The 11102-nt window shown below is 67.1% G+C and carries 10 protein-coding genes; 4 read left to right on the top strand and 6 right to left on the bottom strand.

Annotation, left to right across the window (positions count from 1 at the left end; genetic code table 11):
* Positions 1 to 77 precede the first annotated feature (77 nt).
* Genes HZF05_RS07030 through HZF05_RS07020 form a run of 3 tightly spaced genes read left to right on the top strand, consistent with a single transcriptional unit; the run spans position 78 to position 3229 of the window.
* A complete protein-coding gene (locus HZF05_RS07030) occupies positions 78 to 1175 on the top strand; it encodes a phosphotransferase (protein ID WP_343046844.1) in 1098 nt (365 codons plus the stop codon).
* A gap of 21 nt (positions 1176 to 1196) precedes the next feature.
* The gene (locus HZF05_RS07025) at positions 1197 to 2444 is read left to right on the top strand and encodes an acyl-CoA dehydrogenase family protein (RefSeq protein WP_160363645.1); all 1248 of its coding nucleotides are present in this window, start codon (positions 1197 to 1199) and stop codon (positions 2442 to 2444) included.
* Positions 2441 to 3229, top strand: coding sequence for an enoyl-CoA hydratase/isomerase family protein (locus tag HZF05_RS07020; RefSeq protein WP_220129732.1), 789 nt, complete (start codon positions 2441 to 2443; stop codon positions 3227 to 3229). The genes HZF05_RS07025 and HZF05_RS07020 overlap by 4 nt, the downstream gene beginning before the upstream one ends.
* On the opposite strand, the gene HZF05_RS07015 is transcribed toward HZF05_RS07020, so the two are convergent.
* From HZF05_RS07015 to HZF05_RS07005, 3 genes are read right to left on the bottom strand one after another with little or no spacing between them, the layout of a single operon-like run.
* A complete protein-coding gene (locus HZF05_RS07015; protein ID WP_160363644.1) occupies positions 3226 to 3810 on the bottom strand; it encodes a TetR/AcrR family transcriptional regulator in 585 nt (194 codons plus the stop codon). The genes HZF05_RS07020 and HZF05_RS07015 overlap by 4 nt on opposite strands.
* Positions 3811 to 3812: 2 nt before the next feature.
* Positions 3813 to 4967 carry an aromatic ring-hydroxylating oxygenase subunit alpha gene (locus HZF05_RS07010; RefSeq protein WP_160363643.1) on the bottom strand — a complete coding sequence of 385 codons (1155 nt, stop codon included), beginning with the start codon at positions 4965 to 4967 and terminating at the stop codon, positions 3813 to 3815.
* 10 nt (positions 4968 to 4977) lie between these two features.
* Complete coding sequence (locus HZF05_RS07005; protein ID WP_160363642.1) at positions 4978 to 7197, bottom strand: molybdopterin-containing oxidoreductase family protein; 2220 nt, start codon at positions 7195 to 7197, stop codon at positions 4978 to 4980.
* 64 nt (positions 7198 to 7261) lie between these two features.
* On the opposite strand from HZF05_RS07005, the gene HZF05_RS07000 reads away from it, so the two are divergent.
* On the top strand, positions 7262 to 8431 hold the full coding sequence (locus HZF05_RS07000; RefSeq protein ID WP_160363641.1) for an acyl-CoA dehydrogenase family protein: 1170 nt from the start codon (positions 7262 to 7264) through the stop codon (positions 8429 to 8431).
* On the opposite strand, the gene HZF05_RS06995 is transcribed toward HZF05_RS07000, so the two are convergent.
* Genes HZF05_RS06995 through HZF05_RS06985 form a run of 3 tightly spaced genes read right to left on the bottom strand, consistent with a single transcriptional unit; the run spans position 8428 to position 11059 of the window.
* A complete protein-coding gene (locus tag HZF05_RS06995) occupies positions 8428 to 9192 on the bottom strand; it encodes an enoyl-CoA hydratase/isomerase family protein (protein WP_160363640.1) in 765 nt (254 codons plus the stop codon). The two genes, HZF05_RS07000 and HZF05_RS06995, sit on opposite strands and share 4 nt — an antisense overlap.
* Positions 9192 to 10721: a class I adenylate-forming enzyme family protein gene (locus HZF05_RS06990; RefSeq protein ID WP_160363639.1), complete on the bottom strand. Its 1530-nt coding sequence runs from the start codon at positions 10719 to 10721 to the stop codon at positions 9192 to 9194. Before HZF05_RS06990 ends, HZF05_RS06995 begins: the two co-directional genes overlap by 1 nt.
* A 17-nt stretch (positions 10722 to 10738) precedes the next feature.
* A complete protein-coding gene (locus HZF05_RS06985; RefSeq protein ID WP_160363638.1) occupies positions 10739 to 11059 on the bottom strand; it encodes a 2Fe-2S iron-sulfur cluster-binding protein in 321 nt (106 codons plus the stop codon).
* Positions 11060 to 11102 lie beyond the last annotated feature (43 nt).

Raw genomic sequence — 11102 nt, 5'->3', positions numbered from 1 at the left:
AACCGATCGCCTAAAATCCGTTGACGGATCGCGCACCGGAGCGGCAAGGTCGATCACAACGACGAAAGGCAAGAGGCGTGGCGAGCGAGGCCCAGAGCGACATCGACCGCGAGTGGGCGGCGCGCAATGCCGGCACGATCGAAGTCCGTCTCGATCAGCGCTTCGACGAGGCGCGGCTGGCGCGCTGGATGCGCGATTATGTCGAGGGCTTCGCCGGGCCGCTGCGCATCGAGCAGTTCAGGGGTGGTCAGTCCAATCCGACGTTCAAGCTGGAGACGCCGGGGCGCAACTACGTGCTCAGGCGCAAGCCGCCGGGGCTGCTGGTCAAGTCCGCCCATGCCGTCGATCGCGAATATCGCGTGATCGCCGCGCTTCACGGGGCCGGGTTTCCCGTGGCGCGACCGTTCGCACTCTGCGAGGACGATGCCGTGATCGGCAGCGCCTTCTACGTGATGGAGCATGTCGAAGGCCGCATCTTCTGGGGATCGACTTTCTCCACTGCGCCGCGTGAGGAACGACCGGCCTGCTTCATGGCGATGAACCGCACGCTCGCGGATCTGCACGGCATCGATCCCGCCACGATCGGACTCGGTGACTACGGCCGGCCGGCGGGCTATTGCGCGCGCCAGATCGCGCGCCTTTCTTGTCAATATGAGGAGGATGAGGCGGCGGGCCGGGTCGAGGCGATGGACCGGCTGATCGCGTGGCTGCCGGAGAACATTCCGCCGGACGAAGAAACGTCTATCGTCCACGGCGATTTCCGCTGCGACAACATGATCTTCCACCCCACCGAGCCGCGCGTGATCGCCGTGCTCGACTGGGAGCTTTCGACGCTGGGCCCTCCGCTGGCCGACTTCGCCTTTCACGGAATGATGTATCGGATGCCGCCCGAAATCTCGACCGGTCTTCTGGGGATCGATCTCGCCGCAGCCAACATCCCGGGGGAAGCGGAATATATCGCCACTTATTGCCGCAACAGCAGGCGCGACGGCGTTGCAGGCTATGATTTCTACGTCGCCTTCAACATGTTCCGGCTCGCCGCGATCATCCACGGCATCCGGGGACGACTGGCGCGCGGCACCGCTTCGTCCGATCATGCCGCCGACATCGCCAAGCGCGTCGAGCCGCTGGCCGCGCTCGCCTGGCACCAGGCGATCCGCGCCGGCGCGCGCTGACGTTTCCCGGAGGAAACACCGATGGATTTCACGCCCACTCCCAAGCAAACTCGCTGGCGCGACCGTGTCGCCGCCTTCATGGCCGAGCATGTCCATCCGGCCGAGCATCGCTTCCACGAGGAGGTGGCGAGCGGCGATCGCTGGCAGCCATTGCCGCTGGTCGAGGAACTGAAGGCAAAGGCCCGCGCGGCGGGGCTGTGGAACCTGTTCATGCCGCCGTCTCACCTGGCGCCGGTCCACGACTTCGCGTTCGACGGGCCGGGCCTCACCAATGTCGAATATGCGCTCGCCGCCGAGGAGACCGGCCGCGTCGTGTGGGCGCCGGAGGTGTTCAACTGCTCGGCGCCCGATACCGGCAACATGGAGGTGTTGCTCCGTTTCGGCGACGCCGCGCAGCAGGAGCAGTGGCTGCGCCCGCTGATGGGCGGTACGATCCGATCCGCCTTCCTGATGACCGAGCCGGCGGTCGCCTCGTCCGATGCCACCAATATCGAGACGCGGATCGCACGTGACGGCGATCATTATGTCATCAACGGCCGCAAATGGTGGTCCAGCGCCACCGGCGATCCGCGCTGCAAGGTCGCGATCCTGATGGGCAAGACCGATCCGGCGGCCGAGGTCCACCGTCAGCAGTCGATGATCCTGGTGCCGCTCGATACGCCGGGCGTCACCGTCAAGCGGATGCTCACCGTGTTCGGCTATGACGACGCGCCGCACGGCCATGGCGAGGTGGTGCTGAAGGATGTCCGTGTGCCCGCCGCCAACCTGCTGCTCGGCGAAGGGCGCGGATTCGAGATCGCGCAGGGGCGGCTGGGGCCGGGGCGCATCCACCATTGCATGCGTGCCATCGGCATGGCCGAGCGCGCGCTGGAACTGCTGATCGACCGCATCTCCAGCCGCGTCGCCTTCGGCAAGCCGATCGCCCACTATTCGGTTTGGGACGAGCGCATCGCCACCGCGCGGATCGACATCGACATGACGCGCCTGCTCTGCCTCAAGGCGGCGGACGCGATGGACCGCTCCGGCAACCAGGCGGCGCGCGCGGAAATCGCCATGATCAAGGTGGCGGCGCCGCGCATGGCCGGGCGGATCATCGACTGGGCGATCCAGGCGCATGGCGGCGCCGGCGTCTCGCAGGACACGCCGCTCGCGGAATTCTATGCCATCGCCCGCGCGCTGCGCATCGCCGATGGGCCGGACGAGGTGCACGAGCGCACCATCGCGCGGATCGAGATGAAGAAGCGCCGTGCGGCGCGGGCCGAGCCGTGAGCATCGACTTCGACAGCTTCGAACGCATCCTGGTCGACCGGCGCGACGACGGGATCGCGCTGTTCACGCTCAACCGGCCCAAGCGGATGAATGTGACCGACGCGCGAATGCACGCCGAGCTCGCCGTCCTCTTCCGCCTGATCGACGAGGACGAGACGATTCGGGTCGCGGTGATCACCGGCGCCGGCAAGGCGTTCAGCGCGGGCGGCGACCTCGCCGAGATCGATACCGACGGCAGCGACTATGCCGGCACGATCCGGATGATGCGCGAGACGATCCAGATCCTCACCGGCATGGTCGAGTGCCGCAAGCCGATCGTCTCGGCGATCAACGGCGCGGCGGCCGGCGCGGGCCTCGCGGTGGGGCTTTTGGCGGATATCTCGGTGATCGCGGAGGATGCGGTGATCGCGGACGGCCATACCCGTATCGGACTGGCGGCGGGCGATCATGCGGCGTTGCTCTGGCCGTTGCTGACCAGCATGGCGAAGGCCAAGCTCTACCTGCTCACATGCCGCAAGCTCGATGGCCGCGAGGCGGAGCGGATCGGGCTGGTGTCGCTGGCGGTGCCGAGGGAGCGCGTGCTGGAGGAGGCGCTGGCGGTCGCGGCCGAACTGGCGCGGCGCAGCCCGCTGGCGCTGGAACTCACCAAGCGCTCGCTCAACCACTGGATCCGCGACGGCATGGCCGCCTTCGAAGCCTCGCTCGCCTACGAGGTGGTGACGACCTTCGGCCCCGAGGCGCGCGAGGCGCTCGGCGCGATCCTGGCGGCGATGAAGCAGCGCTAGGCCAGCAGCGGCGCCACCACGAAGCGCCGGATCATCCGGCGCAGCGCCACATCGTCCACCGCCGAATTCTCGGCATGGACCAGCAGCATTCGCTGCGAATGGCCGAGCCACGTCACGATCTCATCGGTATCCAGATCGGGCGCGAGTTCGCCCCGTTCGGCGGCATGGGCCAGCGGGCCGCGCCACCAGTCGCGCTGCATCCGGAACATCGCGCTCGCCGGATCCATCGCCGCCAGCTGGAAGTCGTGCGCCTCCAGCAGGCGGCGGATATAGGCGTTGCCGCCGGCGATGCGGATGACGAGGAACAGCGCCTCGGTCAGGAAATCGGCGAAGCCCTCGCGCCGCACCAGCCCCGCGCGCACCTCGGCATTCACCTTCAGCACCTCGCGTCGCGACAATTCCTCGAGGATGGCATCCTTGCCGTTATGATATTTGTACACCGTCGGCCGCGACACGCCGGTTTCGCGCGCGATATCCTCGATCGTCGTCTTGGGCACGCCGTAGCGTTCGAAGCAGGCGTGGGCCGCGGCGAGCACGCGCTCGCCGGTGCTGGCCTCGTCGATGTCGGTCGCGCGGTACATGCTCAGCTGGCCATATAGTCGCGATAGGCGCGGTGGAAGATCTGGTTGGTCACCTCGTTGCGGCCGAGGATGATCGATCCGGTGAAGGGCATCTCGGCCGACGCCTGGATGCTGTTGCCGGCCGGCACGTCCTCGTTGATCACTGCGTCGGTCGCGATCTTCCAGTTCTTGGCGAGGATCTCGTGGCCGCGCTCGTCCTGCTCCTTCTGCGGCGTCAGGTAGCGCAGGTGGAGGAAGCAGTTCGAGACGTTCCTGGGATCCTGATAGACCGTCCAATATTCGATGTGATGCGGATGGAGCACCATCGCCGAATTGGGCGAGATCAGATTGCCGAAGATGACGTAGCGATCGAGCGGCACGTCGCCCGGCGCCTGGTCCAGGATCTCGCCCAGCCGGCGGCGGGGATTGCCCCACAAAGCATGATGGCCGTGCTGCTGGATGCCCATCATGTTGGGGTAGAAATAGGGGCTGATCGTCTTCCCGTGCAGGAATTGGACATGATAGCCGTCGATCAGGCCGTCCATCATGACCTTCCAGTTCTGCGGAAACTCGAAGACTTCGTGCCGATAGCAATGGAAGCGGCCGAAATCATATTCGGCGAGCGCGCGGTCCATCCCCTCGCCCAGATGCGCGGCGACATCGATCTCCGCTTGCGGGTTCTCGACGATCCAGATGAAGCCGTGCCGCTCCTCCACCGGCAGCGGCAGCAAATTGCGATTGCCGCAGGGATCGCCGCCGAAGGTTTCGGCGAAGCCCACCGCCTTGAGCGTACCGTCGTTCGCGTAGCTCCAGCCGTGATAGGGGCACATGAACAGACCGCGCTTGCCGCTCGTCTCGCTGACCACGGTGGCACCGCGATGGCGGCAGGCGTTGACGAAGGCGCGGACCGTGCCATCCTTCTGCCGCGTGACGAGCGCGTTGGTGGCATTGAGCTTCACGGTCGCGAAGCTGCCCGGCTCGGGCACCTGCGAGCTATGCAGCGCCATCATCGGGATACGCTGGAAGATCTTCTCCCGCTCCTCGATCGCGAGCGCGGGATCGGAATAGATCGACAGATCGTACTCGACGAGATCGTCGGCCATGTCCGTCGTGGTCTCGCGTGCGTGCCTGTAGAGCTTCTCGGCGAGATCGCGGTTGCGTTCCGGGGTGAAGTACATCGCCCTCTCCTCATTCCGCCGCGGTGCGTGCGGCCAATTCCTCGTTGTCGTGTATCGGCGCGATCGAGACCTCGATCCCGTCCATCAACGTGGTTCCGGAGACGAATTCCACCGACTCGACGCCCAGGCCGAGCAGCACGTTGATGTTGCGGCCGGGAGTCGCGTTGGCGCGCTTCCAGCCACCGCGATGGCCCCAGCCGTGGGGGTAGCAGAGCGTGCCGGGCGCGACCTCTTCGGTGACCGAAACCTCCACCTCTAGCGCGCCATGCTTGTTCCAGATCCGCGCATGGCCGCCGTCGGCAAGGCCAAATTCGGCGGCGTCGTCGGGGTGGACCAGCAAGGCCGCCTCCTGCGAGCGGACCAGCTTGTCGACATTGTGCATCCAGCTGTTGATCGACCGGATGTCCCGCCGGCCGATCAGCGCCAGCCGCGGCGGCGGACTCCATTCGCGCCAGAAACGGGCGAACTCGGCTTCCACGATCTCGTGGAACAGGCGGAGCTTGTGGTCGGCGTAACCGAGGCGGGTCCACCAGCCTTCGGTGGGATCGGGCAGATCGACCATCACCCCGTGCCGGTATCCGCGCAGCCGCTCGATCGACCAGCCTTCGCGCTCCCCGAAACGGTCGCCGGCGAAGCCCGTGCGCAATGCCTTGTCCATCTTCTCGACCGGCGTTTCGATATCGCCCCGATCCTCGGCCTCGCGCTCCTCGGGCGTGCGGGTCGGCCAGGCGAGGCCGGCGCGGCGCACGATCTCGCGATAGACGTCATGCTCGTGCCGCGCCTCGCCGATCGGCTCGACCACCGCCTCGGTATAATGGACGAACGGCCGCATCAGGATGTTGAAGCAGACGTAGGGGAAATCGGCACGCTCCAGAAATGTGGTGGAGGGCAGCACGTAGTCGGCGAAGCGCGCACTCTCGTTCACATAGAAATCGAAGGCGACGAACAAATCGAGCGATTGCAGCGCCAGCTCCAGCCGTTCGCCGCCGGGCGCCGAGAGCACCGGATTGCCCGCCGTCTGGAACAGGGCGCGCACCTGCCCCTCGCCCTCGACGAGGATGTCGTCGGGCATCACCGCGCTCGCCGAATATTTGTGGACGAGCGGGATGTTGCCGATCCGCGTCGTGCCGCCGCCATAGCCGCCGACACTGTTGCGGTCGCTGCCGGCGAGCAGGGTGTAGCCGAAGATCATGCCGCCATGCCGGCCGAACTTGCCGGCGACGACGTTGAGCGCGGTGACCATGCAATTGGCGAGCGTGGCGAACGGCCCCCGGCACAGGCCGACCCGGCTGTATGCGGCGGCGCGCGGCGTGGTGGCGAAGGCGCGGGCGAGATCGCGCAATGCCTCTTCGGCCATGCCGCAGAGCGAGGCCGCCTGCGCGACGTCGACGCGGGCGATCTCCGCCTCCAGCCGATCGAGCTCATGGGCATGCTCGGCGACCGCCTCGCGATCGACCAGCCCCTCCTCGAAGATCGTGCGCAGCATGCCGAGCAGCAGCCAGATGTCGGTATTGGGCCGGACCGGGACATGCTCGTAGCGCCGCGCCGTCTCGGTCGCGCGCGGATCGACGACGATCACCCGGCCACGCGCCGCGATGGCGTCGAGATCGTGGCGGATTCGTGGTGCGAACAGGATCGACCCGTTGGAGACCAGGGGATTGGCGCCCAGCACCAGCAACAGGTCGCAATCCTTGAGATCGGGGAATGCGTTGAGCATCGCGCTGCCGAACAAAGCGAAATTGGCGACCGAGCGCGCATTGCTGTCCTGTGATCCGGGGCTGTAGCCCTTGCGTGCGCCCAGCGCCTTCATGAAACCACCATGGCTGATCGCGAGGTCGGTGGCGAAGGACGAGGGATTGCCGATGTAGAAAGCCACCGCCTCCGGCCCGCGTTCGTCGAGGATCGCGCGCAGGCGCATCGCGATGTCGTCCAGCGCCTCGTCCCAGCTCACCGGCGCGAACTCGCCCGGCGCGCCGACGCGCTTCAGCGGCGTCAGCACCCGGTCGGGATCGTTGGCGGTCTCGTGGAAGTTCATGCCCTTGACGCAGACATGGCCCTGCGAGTGCGGGTTGAGCTTGTCCGGCGCGATGGCGACCGCCTTGCCGCCCTTCACCGTCACCGCCAGCCCGCACACCGCCTCGCACAGCCGGCAGAAGGTGAAGTGCACCCCGTCCTCGCCCGGCGGCGGGCAGCGCGCCTCGATATTGGCAACCGGTTCGGCGCTTGACATATTTACAAATATCGCATTCTGTAAAGTCAATGTCAATCGGGGGCGCAGGCGGATAGGAGGCGTGATGGACCTGAGGCTATCCGACGCGGACCGCGCCTTCCAGGCGGAGGTGCAGCGCTTCTTCGCGCACGATTATCCGCAGGCGATCCTCACCAAGGCACGCGCCGGGCAGGTGCTGACCCGCGCGGATCATGTCGCCTCGCAGCAAGCGCTGCAGTCGCGCGGCTGGCTGGGCGTCGGCTGGCCGACGGAGCATAGCGGGCCGGGCTGGACGCCGGTGCAACGCTATCTGTTCGACGAGGAGCTGGAGCGCGCCGGCGCACCCAATCTTATCCCGATGGCGATCCTTTATATCGGCCCGATCATCTGCGCCTTCGGCACGCCCGAACAGCAAAGCCGCTGGCTGCCCGACATCCTCGAATCGCGGGCGATGTGGGCGCAGGGCTATTCGGAGCCCGAGGCGGGGTCGGATCTCGCCAGCCTGCGCTTCAACGCCGAGCGCGACGGCGACGACTATGTGCTGAACGGCACCAAGATCTGGACGACCGGCGCGCATTGGGCGGACTGGATCTTCTGCCTCGCCCGCACATCTGCCGAGCCGCGCCGGCAGGACGGCATCTCGCTGATCTGCGCCGACATGCGCTCGCCCGGCATCAGCGTCCACCCGATCATCACGATCGACGGCAGCCACGAGCTCAACCGCGTCGAGTTCGTCGATGTCCGCGTGCCTGTCGAGAACCGCATCGGCGAGGAGGGCCGCGCCTGGCACTATGCCAACGTGCTGCTGCAGGCCGAGCGCCTCTCCTACGCGCACATCGCGCGCAAGCGAATGGACCTGGCGAAGATCCGCGCGCTGGCCCGGCACCTGCTCGACGATCCTGCCTTCGCACGCCGGTTGGCGACCGTCGAGATCGAGGTGGAGGCGCTGGAGATCGCGGTGCTCCGCGCGCTGGCCGGTGAGGCGACGCCGGCGGCGGTCTCGGCGCTCAAGATCCTCTGCACCGAATGCGCGCAGCACGTGACCGAGCTGTTTGTCGAGCTCGCCGGCCGCCACGCACTACCGATGCTCGACCGCCGGGCGGCGAATTGGGCCGACGCCGCTCCGCTGGTACCGGAATTCGCGCCGCAGGCGATCCAGTCCTACCTGTTCGAGCGCGCCCAGACGATCTACGGCGGCGCCACCGAGGTGCAGAAGACGATCGTCTGGCGCGGTCTGGCGGGGCGGAACGCCTAGCCCGGCGTCCGCTTGCTCTTCGCCAGGAAGCCTTCGAACATCTCGCCGCCGCCCTTGGCGCCGTGACGCGTCGCCTCGATCATCCAGGCGAATTCGGCGTTGAACGCGTCCAGCAGGCTCTTGCCATCGGCCCCGTCGATCAGCGCCTTCACCCCGGCGACACCCTCGGGCGGGTTGGCGGCGATCGCCTCGGCCATGTCGAGCGCCGCGCCCAGCGGATCGTCGACGATGTGGTTGAGCAGGCCGATCGCCAGCGCCTCCTCGGCACCGACCGCGCGGCCCATCATCAGGATTTCCTTGGCCTTGGCGACGCCGACGACGCGCGGCAGCGTCCAGGTCGCGTTGGCGCCCCCGTAATTACTGGCGGTCACCTTGAACTTCATCGTCGGCGATCCGATGCGGATGTCGGCGGCCGCCGCGATCAGCGCACCGGCACCGTAGGTGATGCCGTTCAATGCGCAGATCACCGGCTTGGCAAGGCTCGCCACCTGCCAGATGATCGGATCGCGTGCGAGAAAGGCATTCAACATGCCGTCGGCGTCGAAGCCCGCCATCTCGTGGATATCGTTGCCCGAAGAGAAAGCGCGGCCCGCCCCGGTCAGCACGACGCACCGCACCGCCTCGTCGTCCGCCGCATCGGCCAGCGCCGCCTCGAAACGGGCCGCGAGCGCCATATCGAAGGCGTTGAGGCTCTCAGGCCGATTGAGCGTCAGCAGCAGTACGCCCGCGCGTGGGCGATCGATCAGCAGGGCATCGTCCATCACGCCTCCATAGCGGCAGCACGGCTCGATTCGTACAGCCCGGCGAGGTCGATCCGCGCGATCTTGTTGGAGACGGTGCGCGGCAGCGGCTCGCGCCGCAGCACGATATGCTTCGGCGCCTTGACCGGGCCGATCAGCGCGCGAACCTGATCGCGCAGCGCTGCGACGTCCGAAAGCGTAGGCGCGTGCACGATCGCGGCGACCTCCTGGCCCCAGGCCTCGCTGGCGAGGCCGAACACCGCAACTTCCAATACGCCCTCCACCTGCATCACGGCGAGTTCGACTTCGGCCGGATAGATATTGATGCCGCCGGAGATGAGCATGTTCTTCTTGCGATCGACGACGACGAGGCCGCCCTGATCGTCCAGGAAGCCGAGATCGCCGGTCTTGTACCATCCGTCGATGATCGCCTGGGCGGTCGCTTCCGGCTTGCCCCAATAGCCGTCCATCAACTGCGCGCTGCGAAAGCAGATCTCGCCGATCTCGCCGTGCCGCACGGCACGGCCATCGTCGTCGCGAAGCTCCAGCTCCATGCCTGGCAGCGGCGGCCCGCAGGAACGGGGATTGGCGATCGCGCCCTCGCGATCAGGGCAGCAGGTCGTACCGCAATTCTCCGAGACGCCGAATTGCTGGCGGATCGTCACCCCTTTGCCGAGGAAGGCGTTCAACAGGTCCAGCGAGACCGGGGAGCCGCCCGTCACCGCCGTCTTGAGCGCCGAGAGATCGGCGTCCGGGAAACCGGGCGCCGCCGCCACCCGCTCCCACAGGGCCGGAACGCCCGCCATGTAGGTGATGCGATGACGCACGAGGATGTCGAGCGCACGGACCGGATCGACGCTGCGTTCGATCCAGGAGGAGCCGCCGATTCCGATCTGCACAGCGAGGTTGCTGATGCTGCCGCCGGTGAAGGCGAGCGGGGCAAGGATCAGGAAACGCTCCTGCCCGGCCTCCAGCCCCACGCGCTGCCCGGTGCGGTGGATCATGCTGTCGACGGCACGGTGGCTAAGCGCGATCCCCTTGGGCACGCCCGTGGTGCCCGACGTATAGGTGACGAGGAGGATGTCGTCCTCGGAGCGCTCATTGCGCGGATGAGCCCGCCCCGAGCCGACGAGATCGGCATAGGACACCGGCGCCCGGCTCCGCAGCATGTCGTAGACCGCGATGCGATCGGGCGCGGCATCGTCGGTGATGCCGAGCTTGGCGATTTCGGAGGGATCTGACAGCACCATCGCGCATCCCGCGTCGCGAGCGATCTGGGCAAGCTCGAAGGTGCCGAACATCGTGTTGAGCGGTACCATGATCGCGCCCAGCCGTATCGCCGCGACGAAGCCGACGCACCATTCGAGCGAGTTGCGCAGCAATATGCCGAACCGGTCGCCCGGCTTCAGTCCCCTTTCCGCCAGACCGGCCGCCATAGCGCCCGCCAGCCGATCGGTTTGTTCCCAGCTGAGTGCGCGGTCCTCGACCTGAGCGAACAGCGCGTGCGGCCGGTAGCGCGAGTAATAGGCCATGTGGCGATCGAAGTGCATGGAGAGGCGCTCCTCGCTCAACGTTGGGTGGCGGGCAGCCTTACCACCAGCCCGTCGAGCGCACCGGTCATTGCGATCTGGCAGGAGAGGCGGCTGGTCGGGCCGGGATCGGTCGCGCAATCGAGCATGTCGTGTTCGTTCTCGTTGGGCCCGCCGGTCGCCGCATACCAGTCCGGATCGACGAAGACGTGGCAGGTCGCGCAGGCGCAGACGCCGCCGCAATCCGCCTCGATGCCGGGAATGCCGTTGGACCGCGCACCCTCCATTACGCTGAGGCCCGTCGCCACCTCGACATCATGCACTTCGCCGCCTGCCTCGATGTAGGTGACCTTCGGCATCCGCCCTCTATCCTCTTATCGGCCATCGACCATTTCAATGCGT

The organism is Sphingomonas chungangi, from assembly GCF_013778325.1.
GTDB classification, from domain to species: Bacteria; Pseudomonadota; Alphaproteobacteria; order Sphingomonadales; family Sphingomonadaceae; genus Solisphingomonas; species Solisphingomonas chungangi.
This window is presented reverse-complemented; position numbering and strand designations above follow the sequence as displayed.